Origin of the sequence: Massilia sp. DWR3-1-1, from assembly GCF_049898325.1 — a bacterium.
In the GTDB taxonomy this organism is placed as follows: Bacteria; Pseudomonadota; Gammaproteobacteria; order Burkholderiales; family Burkholderiaceae_D; genus JAFCUW01.
In genome coordinates, this window is the sequence record NZ_JAFCXL010000032.1 from 20,878 (window position 1) to 36,928 (window position 16,051).

The 16,051-nt window shown below is 62.0% G+C and carries 14 protein-coding genes and 1 pseudogene; 2 read left to right on the forward strand and 13 right to left on the reverse strand.

Annotation, left to right across the window (positions count from 1 at the left end):
* Nucleotides 1-6 precede the first annotated feature (6 nt).
* The 4 genes from ACP7EY_RS22370 to queE all read right to left on the reverse strand — a co-directional run bounded on the left by ACP7EY_RS22370 (nucleotide 7) and on the right by queE (nucleotide 2,671).
* Nucleotides 7-969, reverse strand: a complete 963-nt coding sequence (locus tag ACP7EY_RS22370) for an alpha/beta fold hydrolase (protein WP_426197487.1) — start codon at nucleotides 967-969, stop codon at nucleotides 7-9.
* 96 nt (nucleotides 970-1,065) lie between these two features.
* A complete protein-coding gene (tadA, locus tag ACP7EY_RS22375) occupies nucleotides 1,066-1,578 on the reverse strand; it encodes a tRNA adenosine(34) deaminase TadA (protein ID WP_426197488.1) in 513 nt (170 codons plus the stop codon).
* Between the two features lies 1 nt (nucleotide 1,579).
* Nucleotides 1,580-2,026, reverse strand: coding sequence for a 6-carboxytetrahydropterin synthase QueD (gene queD, locus ACP7EY_RS22380; protein WP_426197489.1), 447 nt, complete (start codon nucleotides 2,024-2,026; stop codon nucleotides 1,580-1,582).
* Between the two features lie 9 nt (nucleotides 2,027-2,035).
* On the reverse strand, nucleotides 2,036-2,671 hold the full coding sequence (gene queE, locus ACP7EY_RS22385) for a 7-carboxy-7-deazaguanine synthase (RefSeq protein ID WP_426197490.1): 636 nt from the start codon (nucleotides 2,669-2,671) through the stop codon (nucleotides 2,036-2,038).
* 172 nt (nucleotides 2,672-2,843) lie between these two features.
* Here queE and ACP7EY_RS22390 point away from each other — a divergent pair, with 172 nt between their 5' ends.
* Nucleotides 2,844-3,776: a sensor histidine kinase gene (locus ACP7EY_RS22390; RefSeq protein ID WP_426197491.1), complete on the forward strand. Its 933-nt coding sequence runs from the start codon at nucleotides 2,844-2,846 to the stop codon at nucleotides 3,774-3,776.
* 113 nt (nucleotides 3,777-3,889) lie between these two features.
* Nucleotides 3,890-4,885 carry a diguanylate cyclase gene (locus ACP7EY_RS22395; protein WP_426197492.1) on the forward strand — a complete coding sequence of 332 codons (996 nt, stop codon included), beginning with the start codon at nucleotides 3,890-3,892 and terminating at the stop codon, nucleotides 4,883-4,885.
* On the opposite strand, the gene ACP7EY_RS22400 is transcribed toward ACP7EY_RS22395, so the two are convergent.
* The 9 genes and pseudogenes from ACP7EY_RS22400 to ACP7EY_RS22440 form a co-directional block, all read right to left on the reverse strand.
* On the reverse strand, nucleotides 4,882-5,568 hold the full coding sequence (locus ACP7EY_RS22400; protein ID WP_426197493.1) for a hypothetical protein: 687 nt from the start codon (nucleotides 5,566-5,568) through the stop codon (nucleotides 4,882-4,884). The two genes, ACP7EY_RS22395 and ACP7EY_RS22400, sit on opposite strands and share 4 nt — an antisense overlap.
* Nucleotides 5,569-5,719: 151 nt before the next feature.
* Complete coding sequence (locus tag ACP7EY_RS22405; protein ID WP_426197494.1) at nucleotides 5,720-8,713, reverse strand: Tn3 family transposase; 2,994 nt, start codon at nucleotides 8,711-8,713, stop codon at nucleotides 5,720-5,722.
* Nucleotides 8,714-8,763: 50 nt separating this feature from the next.
* Nucleotides 8,764-9,984, reverse strand: a complete 1,221-nt coding sequence (locus tag ACP7EY_RS22410) for an MFS transporter (RefSeq protein ID WP_426197495.1) — start codon at nucleotides 9,982-9,984, stop codon at nucleotides 8,764-8,766.
* Between the two features lie 57 nt (nucleotides 9,985-10,041).
* Nucleotides 10,042-10,752, reverse strand: coding sequence for a hypothetical protein (locus tag ACP7EY_RS22415; protein ID WP_426116953.1), 711 nt, complete (start codon nucleotides 10,750-10,752; stop codon nucleotides 10,042-10,044).
* Between the two features lie 25 nt (nucleotides 10,753-10,777).
* A complete protein-coding gene (locus ACP7EY_RS22420; protein ID WP_426197498.1) occupies nucleotides 10,778-12,412 on the reverse strand; it encodes a 2Fe-2S iron-sulfur cluster-binding protein in 1,635 nt (544 codons plus the stop codon).
* A 183-nt stretch (nucleotides 12,413-12,595) separates the two neighbouring features.
* Nucleotides 12,596-14,020 (reverse strand): heavy metal sensor histidine kinase, encoded by a 1,425-nt coding sequence (locus ACP7EY_RS22425; protein WP_426197496.1) that lies wholly within the window; start codon nucleotides 14,018-14,020, stop codon nucleotides 12,596-12,598.
* Nucleotides 13,998-14,672, reverse strand: a complete 675-nt coding sequence (locus ACP7EY_RS22430; protein ID WP_426117040.1) for a heavy metal response regulator transcription factor — start codon at nucleotides 14,670-14,672, stop codon at nucleotides 13,998-14,000. The genes ACP7EY_RS22425 and ACP7EY_RS22430 overlap by 23 nt, the downstream gene beginning before the upstream one ends.
* A gap of 348 nt (nucleotides 14,673-15,020) precedes the next feature.
* A pseudogene (locus ACP7EY_RS22435) lies at nucleotides 15,021-15,350 on the reverse strand (DUF6671 family protein).
* The coding region (locus tag ACP7EY_RS22440) for a putative inorganic carbon transporter subunit DabA (protein WP_426197497.1) at nucleotides 15,320-16,051 on the reverse strand (732 nt) is incomplete at its 5' end. The pseudogene ACP7EY_RS22435 and the gene ACP7EY_RS22440, both read right to left, overlap by 31 nt.

Here is a 16,051-nt window from a genome sequence, read left to right on the forward strand (position 1 = left end):
CGCAAGCTAGTGGCGTTCGAACAGGCGCGGCAGCGCGTCGGGCGCCATCTTACCGCGCACATGGGTGTCGATCAAGGCGAGCAGGCGCTCGCTCAACTGGGGCGGCAGGTCGTGGCCCATGCCTTCGATGACGGCCAGGCGCGCGCCCGGCACCAGGCGCGCCGTGTCGACCCCGCAGGCGAGCGGCAGCAGCGGGTCGGCCGCGCCGTGGATGACCAGGGTGGGACACGCGATGGTGGCCAGCAGCGCCGCGCGCGAGCCGCCGGCGATGATGGCGGCGAGCTGGCGCATGACGCCCTCGGGACAGACATTGCGCCGCACCGCTGCCAGCAGGCGCTCGCGCAAGAGGCGTTCGCCGATCGGGTAGGCGGGGCTGCCGATGGCGCGCATTACGCCGACCAGGTGCTCGACCAGGCGCATCTGCGCGGCCAGCATGGCGGCCGGACCGTCGCGCGCGCTGGCGCGCACGGCCGGCATGCGCCGCAACAGCGCGCGCCTGGCGGCGCGGGTGGGCCCGGGCAGGCCGCGCCGCCCGCTCGAGGACATGATCGAGGTCAGGCTGGCGACCCGCTGCGGATGGCGCGCGGCCAGCAACTGGCCGATCATGCCGCCCATCGACTGGCCCACCACGTGGGCGCGCGCCACCCCCAGCGCCGACAGCAGCGCCACGGCGTCGCCGGCCATGTCGTCCAGGCTATAGGGGGCGCGTACGGGCAGGCGCAGGGCCGCCTTGAGTAAGGCCAGCGGCAGGCTGGGGGTGCCGGCGGCGGCCAGCTTGGTCGACAGCCCGCAGTCGCGGTTATCGAAGCGGATCACGTAGTAGCCCAGTTCGACCAGGCCGTCGACGATATCGTCGGGCCAGGCGGTCAGTTGCAGGCCCAGTCCCGCCACCAGCAGCACGGGCGTGGACTTGGGATCGCCCGCGGTCTCGAAGGCGATGGTGATGCCATTGTTGGTGATGGTGGGCATGGTGGCGGCGGCGACAAGATGGTGTCGCGTCGAGCATACCATCGAATCGGCCCGGCGCGGCGCGGCCCCTGGCTCGTCAGCCCGGGTCAGCCATCGTCAGCCGGTCGACGCGCCGTCGGCCGGCGCCGCCGCCGGCGCGCGGGCGGCGCGCCGGCGTTCGGCAAAAAAACCGCGCAGCATGGCGCCGCACTCGGCGGCCATGAGGCCACCGCTGACGGCCGTCTGGTGATTGAGCTGGCCGTGTTCGAACACATTGACGACGGAGCCGCCGGCACCCGTCTTGGGATCGGTGGCGCCGTACACCACGCGCGCCAGGCGCGCATGGAGCATGGCGCCGGCGCACATCAGGCACGGCTCGAGCGTCACATACAGTTCGCAGCCGGGCAGGCGGTAATTGCCCAGCGCCGCGGCGGCCGCGCGCAAGGCGATGATTTCGGCGTGCGCGGTGGGGTCGCTGCTGCCGATGGGCGCGTTGCGGCCGATGGCGATGACGACGCCATCCTTGACGACCACGGCGCCCACCGGCACCTCGCCCGCCTGCCACGCCAGCTGCGCCTGGTCGAGGGCGAGCTGCATGAAGCGCTGCCCGTCGTCAGCGTGCGCCTCCATCTCAGGCATCGGTGATTTCCGCCCAGCAGTTCGGGGTTTCGTGCAGCACCAGCTTGTGCAGGTGCAGGCCGGTGCCGAAGCGGTCGAGAAACACGGCGCGCAGGATGTCGAAGGCGACCCGGGCCAGGTTTTCCACCGTCGGAATGCGGTCGATCACCACGGTTTTATGGTCCGGCAGCGTGGCCAGGAAAGAACGCACCGCCTCGTCTTTCTCGTAGACGATGAAGGCGTGGTCCCACACATCGACCAGGTGCGCCTTGGCGAGCGACTTGATGTCCGAGAAATCCATGATCATGCCGTTGTCGGACGAACCCTCGACATCGATGACCGCCCCGGTCAGGGTGATTTCCAGCGTGTAGCGGTGCCCGTGCAGGTTGCGGCACTGGCTTTTGTGGTCGGGAATCCGGTGGCCGGCGTCGAATTCAAGTTTGCGGGTAATTGTGAGCATGAATGGGTATCAGGGAATCTGCAGCAGTTTATGGGTCTGCAAGCTCAGCTTCCAGCGCGGATGGCGCTTGCAGGTGTCGATGGCCAGGCCGGTATTGAACCCGGCCAGCGGGCCGTCCATGGGCTGGACGAAAAAATGGTCGAACTGCAAGTGCTCGTAGGCCGCCAGGTCTTGCCCTGCCTGGGGAATCACCACCTTGAGTTCATTGCCGCGCTCTACGACGAGGGTCGCGCCCATCTTGGGGCTGACGCAGACCCAGTCGACCCCGGCCGGCACCGGCACGGTGCCGTTCGTTTCGATGGCGATCTCGAAGCCGGCATCGTGCAGCGCGTCGATCAGGGCGGCGTCGAGCTGGAGCAGCGGTTCGCCGCCCGTTAACACCACGTACTTGGTGGCGGGATAGCTGGCCGGCCACAAGGCGTCGATGGCCTGGGCCAGCGCGGCGGCGCCACGGAACTTGCCGCCGCCGTCGCCATCGGTGCCGACAAAATCGGTGTCGCAAAACTGGCACACGGCGGCGCCCCGGTCGGCCTCGCGCCCGCTCCACAGATTGCAGCCGGAAAAGCGGCAAAATACCGCCGGCCGGCCCGCATGCGCGCCTTCGCCCTGCAGGGTGTAAAAGATCTCTTTGATGCTGTAAGTCACGGTAATCCTTGGTGTTCAACCGACCATTATAACGCCAGCGGCGTGTCCGGTGGGCGCCGGTGCGCCGGCTGGCCGGGAAATCCCATCCAGACTGGCATCGAAATTGACTCAACACAACATGGCCGACTGCGCAGTTCCGTAAGCTCGATTTTCAGCTCACGCCATCGCCGCCATGAACCACGTCCGCCTCCGTGCCCTTGTTGCCGCCGTCCTGGTCGCCAGCCTGGTGCCGGTCGCCGCGACCGTGCTGGGCGCGTGGCCGGCGGCGCAAGCGCCGCAGCCGCTGCTGTCGCTGGCCATCGCCGGCCTGGCGCTGGCCGCCTTTGGCGTGCACTGCCTGCTGGTGCGCCACCTGGGCGCCGCCGACGCGCTGGCGCGTGCCCATGCGCGCTTGTACAGCGAGCAGGCGGCGCGCAGCGGCGCCGAGCAGGCGCTGGACGAACTGCAGGCAAGCGTGCAGCACCAGCAGGAACAGGCGCGCGCCAGCGAGCGCACGCGCATCGCCCGCGACATCCACGATGACCTGGGTCAGCACCTGCTGGCCCTGAAGATCGAGCTGCAACTGGCGTGCCAGGCAGAAGGGGCGGGCCAGGCCCCCTGCCCTGCCACGCTGGCGCGACTGGCCGGCCAGGTCGACCAGAGCATCGGCGCGCTGCGGGTGGTGATCAACAATTTGCGCCCGGCCGCCCTGCACCTAGGCTTGCAGGCGGCGATGGAGCAGCAACTGCGCGAATTTTCCCGTCTCAGCGGCATCGGCTACGAGCTCGTCGCGCAGGCGCCGCCGCCAGGCGGCGCACCCAACGACGCCCTCGACACGACCGTGCTGCGCATCTTGCGCGAATCGCTGGCGAACGTGGTGCGCCACGCCCAGGCCAGCGCGGTGCGGGTGACGTTCCGGCACGGCGAAAAGGATGTCACACTGGAAATTCGAGACAATGGCATCGGCTTCGCCGCGCAGCCTGTCAAGGCCGCCGCCGGTGCCGCCGGGGTTGGCCTGGCCGGCATCGCCGAGCGGGTGACGGCGGCGGGCGGCAGCTTCGCCGTCGACAGCGCACCCGGTCGCGGGACACTGTTGTCGATGTCCTTCCCTTTGTTTCAGTCTTGATGCATGACATCTTGGCTGATTGCGCGGGATCAAAGGTGCTGACGTAGCCCTGCAGGAAAATCGGAACTTGTCGGAAATCAATTGCCGACCTGAAAGCTCAAACAGGACCGACCATGCCAAGCCTCCACCGCGTTCCCCCCGCCGCCCCAGCCCTGCCGAATGGCGCCTTCGGCTTCCGCCTGATGGCGATGCTGGCCGTGCCCACTTTTGTGCTCGACACGGATTGTCGCGTGATGATCTGGAACAAGGCCTGCGAGCGGCTGACGGGGGTCGCTGCCGGCGATGTACTGGGCACGCGGGACCATTGGCGCAGCTTTCACCAGGCCCCCAGGCCCACCCTGGCCGACCTGGTGATGCAGAACCGCTGCGGCGAGCTGAGCCAGTTGTATCCGCTGCCGGCGATCCACCCTGCCGAGGACGGCGCCTTGTGCGCCGAGAGCTGGTGCGACATGCCGCGGGTGGGCGCGCGGCGCTACCTGGCCGCCGACGCCAGCCCCATCCACGACGAGGCGGGCAGCTTGGTGGCGGCGGTACAAACCCTGCGCGACATGACGGACGAGAAACTGGCGCAGGCCGCGCTCGAGCAACTGGCCACGCGCGACGGCTTGACGGGGCTGGCCAACCGCCGCTGCTTCGATGACACCCTGCACGCCGAATGGGCGCGCGCGCTGCGCCAGAAGCAGCCGCTGTCGCTGCTGATGGTCGATGTGGACAATTTCAAGGACTATAACGACGCCAACGGCCACCTGGGCGGCGACGAATGCCTCAAGCGCATTGCCAGGGCAGTGGCGAACGAAATGCGCGCCAACGACCTGGTGGCGCGCTACGGCGGCGAGGAATTCGCGGTGATCCTGCCCAACCAGTCGCTCAAGGGCGCCGCCATCGTCGCCGAGCGCATCCGCAGCCGGGTCGAGCGACTGACCATGCCGACCGGCACCGGCAATCCGGCCGGCCCCGGCTGCGTCACCGTCAGTATCGGCGCCGCCACCGCCATCGCCGCCGCCGACACCAGCGCCCACCAGCTCGTGGCGATCGCCGACGCCGCCCTGTACCGTGCCAAGCACATGGGCCGCAACCGCATCAGCCTGCCCTTGACCGAGCTGCGCTAGTCCTTGCCTGGCTTGCGCAGGCGCTGCCAGCCGTGGCGCACGGCATCCTTGAAGGTCGACCATGCCGCGTGCGGATACAGGCCTTGCCAGTGGCTGCGCAGCGCCGGCTCGGCCTCGTCCCACTCCTTGCCGCCGTGCTGCTCGTGGCTGGCCATGTCGAGGCCATAGAGGTAAGCGGGCGCATATTCGTCGTAGTGCGGATCGTCGTCGCCATGGCTGTCGGCATGGTGGCGCCGCCAGGATGCCTGCTCGGGCGCCGCGCGCGCGTCGCCGCCGGGCGGCTGGTCCTGCAACTGGGTGGGCGCGCCGCTCGCCGGCGTGCGCGTCTCGAGCCGCACCGGCCGGTGCCGCACGGCGATATCGACAGCGCCGGCCAGTGTCGCCGGCGCCGCCAGCACGGTCAGCACCAGGTGGCTGTGGGTGACGGCGCCGTCGATCTGCTGGACGAACTCGCTGTTGTCGGTGCCGAACAGGGTGTGCAGAAAATTGCCCACGCCGCCTTCCCCGGGCGCGGGCGCGCCCGTGGCCGGGCCACCGTTGCCCGTCAGCGGACTGTCGGCGCCGGTCGGGTCGCCCGTGCCCAGGTGGATGGCGCTGCGCCTGAAACCGGCCAGCAGCAATTCGTCGATGGCCGCCTCGGCGTCGCGGCGATTATCGAACACAGCACTCAGGATCGCTTGCATACGGACCTCCCATGGCCAGTGGGCGGGCGCCACGGCCAGTGGCAGGCGCCCGCTCCGGCCACAAGATACGCCGATCGGCCCTGCCCACGCGCACGTTTAAGGGGTTTAAGGTGCAGTGGAACGGAAAACCGGGTTAAGGCCGGTTTCTGGCCTACTCGTCGATCGCTGGATTGCGCAACGGCCGCATCTCGCCCTTGGCCACCGCGTCCGGTACTGAGAACGAATACCGACCCAGCATGTTGATGTGTTCATGCAGTAGGGGCGACAACCTCGCCACATCCTCATCCCGGACCGAAAAGTCGTCCGTGCGAAGCTGGTTCAATGCGGCCTCCATATAGCTTGTGTTCCACAGCACGATCATGTTGAGCACCAGGCCGAGCGCACCGAGCTGGTCCTCCTGCCCTTCACGGTAGTGCTGCCGCAGTTCGCCGCGCTTGCCATGGAAAACAGCGCGGGCGACGCTATGTCGCCCCTCGCCACGGTTGAGCTGAGTCAGCGTGCCTCGACGCTTCGCTTCGTCATCGATGTATGTGAGCGTGTGCAAGGTCTTGTCGATGCGGCCGAACTCGGCGATGGCCTGAGCAAGCCGGGTCGGGCGCTCTCCGACCTGGAGCGTGCGCATGATGCCGGCAGCCGGCACCCGGCCGAGCTTGAGCGAGCCGGCCAAGCGCAGCATGTCGTCCCAATGCGGCTCGATCTTTTGCAGGCTGATATTCTGTGTAGATACAGAATTGAGCAGCCCGTAGTCCGCCTTCGGGTCGATCCGCCAGAACCGCGTACCGCCGACATCGGCCAGGCGCGGACTGAATCGATATCCAAGCAGGCGAAACAGCCCAAAAACCACATCGCTGTAGGCGCCGGTGTCGGTCATGATCTGGGTCGGCTGAAGGTCGGTTTGCTGCTCCAAGACGACGGCCAGCAGAACCAGGCTGTCGCGTAGCGTGCCAGGCACCGTGATGTCGTTCAGTCCTGAAAACTGGTTCGATATAAGGTTGTACCAAGTCACACCACGCCCGACGCCGAAGTATTTCGGGTTGGGCCCGGAATGCACCGAGCGCACCGGCACCACGAACCGCATTCCGTCGGCGGACGCTACTTCGCCGCAGCCCCACACGCTGGCCAGCGCCGAACGGCCCTGCGCCGATACCAGTATGGTGTTTGCCGCTGTAATGGTATCGTCGCGCAGGTAGTTCTGGTCCACCCACGACAATCTGTCGCGTTTGAGTGCCGGTATGTCGCCGCGGATCAGGGGCTCCGGTCCTGTGTTGCAGGCTTCGGCCATCAGCACCGCGCAGATGCTCACATGCAGATCGGAAGCGCGCGCAGTGCGCTCCGATATGTGGGTGAAAGCGTCCGTAAAGTGGGTGCGGGCGGCGATCTCCAGGATCAGCTCTGGCAGATCGACGCGCGGCAGCATGCCTATGACCCTGGCACGCAGCGCGATCAACGACGCCGGCTCGTCCATTTTGTCCAATGGGCTGAGCACCAGTTCGTATTTGTCGCCGACTTTCTCAAACCGGACGGCCGGATTGTCGGGCAACCTGGCGGCTACCGCCTGGTAGGTGCGGCCCAATTCATCAGCCAAGGCGGTCAAGGTTGGCCCCGGCGCCGCCGAAAGACCCAGCGTCCTGCAAATGATCGGACGCGTGGATTCCCATTCCGCGCTATCGAGCAAGCCGGCGCGCGGATCGGCGTAACGCCAGCTCGGGGTCACGAACACGTCGCGCCGCCGCAGCGCGACACGCAGTTCGGACAACACGCAGAAAGTGTAGGCATGGAAATCGATGGTGTCACCCTCGCGCAGCACATGGCGTTGCCAAGGCCTGGTGATTATGTCGCGTGGTGCATCGTTACCGGGCCTTTTCACTGTCATGTTTGCGCGAAGCCAGGCGAAAGCTGTGACGAACGGCGCGCCGGCGGCATTTGCGCCAAAGTGAATGTGCTCGGCCAGCGCTGGGAGGAAGCGGCGGACGGTCTTGTACTTGGCGTCCAGCTCCTGGTAGTAAACATTGTCGGTTGGTCGAATCAGCTTGTTGACGCCTGCGAGGGCCAGGACGAGAGCGTCAGGCGAAATCCGCGCGAATAGCTGTTTGCGTAGCTCACTATCCGGCACGGCATCGTCTAGCAGCATTTGACAAGCGCCCGCGAGGATTGCCGCCGCTTCGTCAAGGTCTTTGAGCGAACGGAGGCGCGATTTTTTGTCCGCCTTCACGGCGTCACCGAAAAGCTCTCGCAGGATGACCTCGAGCACTTCCAGGGCATCATCTTGTGCCGATGCTTCGAGGCAGTGCACGAACGCGACCAGGGTTGCTGTGCGGCGCAGTAACGGCATGCGCAGGATTGCGCTGGCCTTGGCGGCGCCAGCAAACCGGGCCAAGGCCGCGACCCGCGTAGCTGGGATGCGCGTGGCAGCCGGCAGCCGGATGCCAAGCTCACGTACCGATTGCAACCGCATGAGCGCAAGGCTCATCGACCGGCTGCTGGCAACCACCGGCCCGGTACGCAGGCGATCCAGCGGCGAGTTCCGAATGCCGCCGGAAGATACCAGGAGAGCTTCCAGGCGCGTTTGCTGGTTCAGGCTGATCCCATTCCCAAGCGAGCGCCATAAACGCTCCTCTACGCGGCTGCGCAGGCGCGCAACGTACCGTTCGAGCGTCGTGCAGCCTGGTAGCAGTACCTTGTGCGTCATCAGCCATGTTGTGGCGCGCTCAAACAGTACACTCGGCCGATCGGTGCCGGTCCAGCAAAGAGCATATAGCCACCGGGTCAGGCGGAACGCGATCAGGGGTTCCGTGAATTCAACGTAGCCATAGGATGCTCGAATTTCCGTCGCGTGCTGCCAGCGCTGCTCGCCGGCACTGTAGGCGCTCGCCTTATCTAGTGCCTCGATGCGCAGCTGCTTGGCCAGCGTCGATAGCACAGGCTGAGGCACGGCTAACGGGTCGTCAAGGAACGTGCCCAGGTAGCGTACCGTCCCGAGCTGAACGGCGAAGCCCAGCCGATTGTGCGCGCCGCGCTTTTGCGCGATAAGCACATGATCAGTATCGTCCAGGTGAAAATACCGCGCAAGGTCATGGGGCGAAGGTGGCCCAGCGTAACGTCCATAGTTGTCGCGCTGGTCGTTCGAGAGAAAGCTGACTGGCATGAGTTTCCCTGCTTAGCTGTGATTGCACCATTCTGGCTTGCATCGGTGTATTACTTAGGGGGAGAGGTAGCGCAGTCGTGGATCGCGCCGGAACCATACTTGGCGAGCCCAATCAGGGCCACCATGCAAAAAACGGCACCAGTATAGAACGTTGACGACGCCCCAAATCGATCCCATAGCAGGCCTGCCAACACGCTTGCTATCAGCATGGCGATGCCGCTCATCAAGTTGAACACGCCATAGGCTGTGCCGCGCAGATCAGCCGGTGCCGTATCGGCGACCATCGTTGCCAGGAGTCCCTGTGTAATCCCCATGTGAACGCCCCAAAGCACGACGCCGCTTAATACCACCGCCCAATGATCGCTTGCGGCCAAAATCAGATCGGCGGCCACCAGGACGACAAGCCCGAGCGCCAACAACTTCGTATGGCTCATGCGGTCCGACAGTTTTCCGAATGGATACGCCGAGGCGGCATAAATCAAATTCATCGCTACCATCACCAGTGGCACAAACGCAACCGGGATGCCGCTTTGTTGAGCGCGCAGGACAAGAAATGCTTCGCTAAAACGGGCCAAGGTGAATACCGCGCCAATCCCAACTACCCACCAATAACGGGCGCTAAGACGTGTTAGGTTTTCTCGGCGGATAGGATTTGTACGTTTGCCGTTTTGATGCTGCACTGGTTCGCGCACACCGAACAGAAGCAGCGCAACGGCCAGCAGGCCCGGAATTACCGCAACCCAAAATACCTTCCTGAAATCGTTGGCCCACAAAAGCATCAATCCGACCGCAAGCAGTGGGCCGAGGAATGCCCCCACCGTGTCAAGCGATTGGCGCAGGCCGAAAGCGGCGCCGCGCAGGTGTGGTGGAGCGATATCAGCGACCAACGCGTCACGGGGCGCCCCTCGCACACCTTTCCCTACCCGGTCCAGTAGACGAGCCGTAAGTACGATGCCGGTTGTATTCGCCACCGCAAAAAGTGGCTTTGTCAGCGCACCCAGCGCATAACCGAACAATGCCAGGCCCTTGCGCTTGCCGAGGTAGTCGCTCAACGCTCCCGAGAACACTTTGACGATGAGGGCGGTGGATTCGGCAAGTCCTTCAATCAAGCCAACAACGAGGGCGCTGGCCCCGAGCGTGCCGACCATGAACAAGGGAAGCAGGCTATGGACCATTTCCGAGGAAATATCCATCAGCATGCTCACAAATCCCAGCATCCAGATCCCGAATGGGATTTGTTTGAGTGTGCTGCCGATGTTCTTTGTTGTCATTTTTTTGTCATCGTCATGAAACCATATATTAAAGCTGCTCGTCCAGAACGCAGTTTTTCAGAAATTTACGCCAATTTTCAGTTTCACGAACGAAAACCGGTCGGTCGGATCGCCAACCTGCTGATGATAAAAGTAGGAAATTCCGGCAAAATACCGTTTACTAATGTAGTAATTTATGCCCGTCTCGAACTCGCGTTTACGAGATGGCGATGCGTCGAACTCGCCCAAATTTTCGTAAATATGAGCGGCGACAAACGCCCCATACTTCTCATTGAAACGGTGCTCGGCAGTTCCGGACAGATCATAAAAAGTGCGACCACCACCGTTACGCTTTTCAGCTAACAGCGCTGTGGTGAGACTCAAGTTTTTTGCGATATCGCCAGACCATGACAAGCCCGCCACAGCCCAATTATAGTTGTCCCGAAACGTGTAATTTTCATGCCGCAACGCCCCGACCGTCGCCGTAAAATGTTCGGTGAGTGGGAAGTTGAAATTGACTTGCGCTTCAAACTTCCGCTCGCGCGTCATGTTCCCATCGACGGTGTGATACGAGTTCTCTGTGTAGCGCTCCAGACGAAAATCGACATTGCCCGTCAGGGCGGGTGGCGCATAATTCGCTGTCAGCCGACTATTCAGTGAGGGCATCAGGCGCGACTGGGTCGAGAGATTGCCTGTGGCGAGATACTGACCTGTGAACTCTTCCGATTGCGCCGTGCCGGCAGTGGCGAGCAGACCAAAAACAACCCATCCATATTGGAATTTTTTCATCGTGCTCTCGTGATTTTTTGTAGGGTTAACATGCGATTTCTATTTTTGATGTGGTCGGCCGTGCCTGGCAAGCGAGGACGAGATTATCGCGGATATCCCGTGCGGTAAGCGATGTGTCGGTGTGCATCTTGACTTCACCTGAAATCAGTTGGACTTTACATGTTCCGCAGACCCCTGTTCGGCACAGCGACTCGATCGGTACGCCGTATTCTTCTGCGGCGTCAAGCAGCGTCCCGCCGGCAGTGACCAACCCGGTTTTCTTGGATTTTGCAAAAAAGATGGTCGCGGCGCGTAGCGCGTCGTCGTGAATGATTGCGCCGCCGAATGATTCAGTATGGATTTGTGCTTCTTCCACGCCCAAACTGCGAAGGCTGAAAATTGTTGCCGCCATCATTGGCTCAGGACCACATAGGTAGACAGGAAGGCGCGCAATCTGAGGGGCGAGTTCCACAAGATGAGAAGACTGCAAGCGACCGCTTGGACCGGGCCATTCCGTCCCATCGATTCGGGATGGCAAAATCAAGTAGTGGAAATGCCGATACCGTTCGGCGAGTGCGTGTAGTTCTTCCTCGAACAACCCATGCGCCGGGGTACTCACGGCAAACAGAAGAAACACGTCGTGCGGCCACTTCTGGTTCACCAGATGGCGGACGATCGATAGCAACGGCGTGAGGCCGATACCGCCAGCGATGAGAACGACGCCATCGGAACCTGCGCCAGTGAACGTGAAAGTGCCGTGCGGGCCATCGCATGTCAAGAGTTGCCCTACCTGCGTCATGCTGTACAGATAGGCCGACCCTTTGCCGTCGCTCGTGCGCTTCACAGCTATGTCGCAAAAAATTTTTGAGTCTGGTGCCGAGCAGATGCTGTAACTGCGGGTAAACACGCTGTCGTCCTGCTTGAGTCGAAATCTCAGAGACTGTCCGGGTAAAAAAGTAAAAGGCAGATCCCCGCCACGCGGGTTCACCAGGCGGAACATTTTGACGTCATCGCGCAGATCGATGATCGAGTGAATGACCAGTTCACCACGCCAGGAAGGCGCTTCCGGCTGTTGCGCCGCATTGAACGCACGAAGCTTGGTCCCATATGTCACGCGCCAGACAACGAGACTGACGCAGACAAGAGCGCAAGCTTCGATAAATAGCTTTCCACCATCCAAGTAGTCGATTACTGCATTTTGTTTCAACGACGGTTCGGTGAAAATTCCATGGACCAGAAATGAGCCGATCACGACATAGCTTGCGTAGTGCAGTTTTTTCCACAACGTATATTTGAATCGGTTTCGCAGGTACGCAGTCACCACGACAAATATCAGTGTGTACGCCGCGAGCGCACCCAAACTCGTCAAGATCGGCTGCTCGCGCGTGATGAAAGGGAAAAAGACCGCAAGAACCGTGTAGTTCGCCGCTTTCGCCAATGGTAGCCACGCGGGATGCAGCAGCGAAATAAATAGAGCACTGTAACCGGACCATTTGTGAAGTTCCAGCAGTGGAAGACGCCGATGAGGCCACCGCAGTTCGGTGTTGTAGTGCACCGAAAGCAGGAGCCCAATGAAAAGGTTTAGGGTCATGATGCCGGCGGCCGTCAGGCCAATATAGGCGCTGACATCGATAAATGAGATATCAAACTGAGCGATTAAAAACTCTTCCATTAATTTCATCGCTTTCAATGGGATTCAGGTCGGACCGATCGCTATCGGTGCCTGTTCAGGAAATGGGAAAAATCGTGCGCTGAGGTTGCGTGCCGACTACATGTGGACGCGATCATAGCGAAGAAAGTAGTGCGACGACATGACCGGAAGCTGACCGTTTGGTCATCTTGCAATGCCCGATTCATATCGTTGTTACGTGGCCGGGAATCTCAGTGTCGCAGCGGTGCCGCGGCCAAGTTGGCTATCAATGGAAACCGATCCACCGTGCAACAGCATGATTGACCTGACGATGGCGAGGCCCAGTCCTGTGCCAGCGCCCTGCCTGAAGCGTGCGCTGTCAGCACGATAAAAACGATCGAAAACGTGGGGCAAATCCTCCGGCGCAATGCCCTCTCCGGTGTCGCTGACGACGATTTCCACAGCGCGATCAGATGTTTTCGTCACATCGACAACAACGGACCCGCCGCTTGGAGTGTGGTTTAGTGCATTGATGATCAGATTGCCCAACGCATGGCGCAATAGGGCGGAATCAGCCAGCACCGTCCCCGGGCCGCCAGCGATCAGGGTGGTTTCTTGCTCGTCCGCTAGCGCCTGGTAGAAAGCGCACACGGCTGCGACCTCATGCTCAATGACCAGCGTTTGCTTGTTAGGCAGCGAGTCGGGTTGTTCGGTACGGGCGAGGAACAACAACGCGTCGACCATCCGTGCCAGGCGCTCGTACTCCTCCGTAGCCGACGCGATGCAGTCGCGATATTGCTCTTTCGAGCGGTCCTTGGAAAGAGCCAGTTCCGCTTCACCCTGAAGAATGTGGAGAGGGGTACGCAATTCGTGCGCGATATCGGCGGAAAATCGGGACATTCGGACGAACGACTCATCCAAGCGCACTAGGAGCTGGTCGAAATTGGCGGCGAGCGGTTGCAATTCCCGAGGCCAGTCGTCGTCCACTACGTGCCGGTGCAACTGTGCTGCGCTCAGCTCCGCGATGATGGCTGCCAGCCGGGACACTGGCTGTAGGCCGCGCCGTGCGATCAGGTAACCCGCAATAACGGCGATGGCAAGCGAGGCGGAAAGAGCGAGCCACAAGATGCGCCGGTATGCCGCGAGTACCTCTTCTTCACTGGTCCGGTTCATTGCAACCTGCACCGTAAATCCGGCGCCAACGCCGACGCGAGCGGACAAGAGTCGGTACGTCTCCCCCGAGCCTGAAGCCCAGTCCACTCCCTGTTCGTCGCCGCGTGTGCGGAAACGGGGATCTGCGAATGGGCGTCCGCTCGCGACGGCATGCGGGATCGGTGCCTCTATCACATTGATGCCTTGGGCATCGACGACGCGCAGATAGGAGCCGGGAAGCATCGCGGCCTCGCGATGAACCTCTTCCTGAAGCGCTGCGGTGTCGCGGGAATGTAACAACAGGATAATGCGCACTTGGGCGATCCGACCAGCCAGCCATTGGTCATCTTCCTGGCGCAGGCGGTCCGCCAAGACCCAGTACAGGATGCTGCCGGCCGACGCGATCAACACCACGCTAAGGACCGCGTACCAGACCGTGAGGCGAAAGGCGATCGAGCCGTGCTCCCCGATCACGGCCATTGGCTCAAAGCCGTTCTTCGATGACATAGCCGACGCCCCGCAGAGTGTGAATCAGTTTCCGCTCGCTCGGATCGTCAACCTTGCGCCGCAGTCGGCGCACAGCGACGTCGACCACGTTACTGTCGCCGTCAAAATTGATGTCCCATATCTGTTCGGCCAGCCGCGTCCGGGTCAGCACCTCGCCGGGATGACGAAGCAGGTATTCGAGCAGTCGGTATTCCTGTGGAGCGAGTTCAAGCGGCTTTCCCGCCCGTGATGCCTTGTGCCGAGCCAAGTCCATGTCGAGATCGGCCAGACGCAAGATATCAGGTTGTTGCGCCGGCGCCCGACGCAAGGCGTTGCGCACACGGGCAAGCAATTCGGAAAACGCAAACGGTTTGACCAGGTAGTCATCGGCGCCCAGATCCAGGCCCTTGACCCGATGAGCAACGGCGTCAAGTGCCGAGAGGAGAATCACCGGCTGGCGGGGCAGACGTTCCTTGATTTGCGTAAGCACCGACCAGCCGTCTTGCTTGGGCAACATGACATCAAGTACGATGAGGTCATATACTCCCGTCAGCGCGAGATGAAGCCCGTCTGGCCCATCCGCAGCGTGATCAGCAGCGAAACCTTCCTCGAGAAAACCGCGTTTGATGAAAGCGGCGGTCTTGGGCTCGTCTTCAACGATCAGTATTTTCATTTCCAAACCTTTATCGTGTCCAGCAGCCGAGCTTTTGCCAATTTGAATGCTTCGTCATGCCAACTCATTTTTTGTGGCCCCCGCGATCATATGACGTTCATGAAGCTCATTGCGCTAATTTCTGAACGCCGGAGGTTTCCCTAAAGTAATTCCGGCGCCTCCATAAGACGTGGTGTGTCAGCTTGAGCTATAGCTCAACCAGACATCTTGGCGCACACCGCTTCATGAACTTCTCCCTCAGAGATAGTTTTCAGGGAGTTATGGATTGTAGTAAGCATAATGCACAGGGCCAGCTGCTGACCGATCTGTCCGCTCAGCGATGCGCCTATTCTCACTGCGCCTGCACGTCTACACTTCGCTGCGATAACTATGGGTTGGCAACCAACACGATGCGCAGGGCAGTCCCGGTTGCCGCTTGCTGATCCAGAAGCCAGGGACACTCCATGCGGGGCAGGTCGATTACAGGCGCTGCAGCAGATCATTTGCAGCCTGTTCGATGTATTTCATGCGGCTGGGATTAGCGAAGGCGCGCAAATCCAATTTGATGAACACCTTGCCGCAACGTGGTTGCGCGAGGCTACTGTCGAAGCACGTTTTCAGCCGCGCCCAATCAGCCCGACTTCCTTTGTAATAGAACGGCTTCGCCATCATTCGACCTCCAGGCACAACGGCGACCATGTTCCATGTTCGTAACGTTCGAAGCCAGCAACCGCGAAGCGCCAGAGGTGGAGCCAGCCGTTGTCGAGCAGTTGCCGGACGACGGCATGCTTGCCGATCACCACTTCAATGGCCGCCTGCGGCGCATCGATGACCACGGTCAGCCGCAAGGGCTCGTGCACCCAGCGTTGGCCGTCATGTAGCGACTGGCGGGACAGCCCGATTCGAAGATCTCCGCCGTTGCCCTCGAAGACGCCGAGGTTGCCACCCACCACGTTGTGCAGCACTTTATTGCCGCTGCCTAGCCGCAGCGGATCGCAGGTAGATGCATGGTATTGCCAGTTGATCCAATGCGTGACCAGCATGGGCGCGGTCATCAGTAGTTCCAGCACGCTTCCATCACTATCTTGGATGGCGTCATAGTCATGCAGGAAACTGCGCCCGCCCAGCACAACGCCACGGCTTCTGTGCCGGGGAGCGATCAGAAAAGCCGCATTGCCCGCGAGCCCCCATTCTGGTCGCGTCTGCGCGCCGTCGTTGGCACGGCGGCGCAACTGACCTAACAGCGCATCATGCGGTGCGCGCGGGTCCATTTGCAGGCCGGGTGCGCGCTCGCGGCGTACCTGATCGCAGGCGTGGGAAAACACCACTTGCAGGCGCTCCCAGCGAGTGCGGGAATCTTCGGGCAGCAGATCAAGGTCAAAGCCCTCGATTTCATCGGT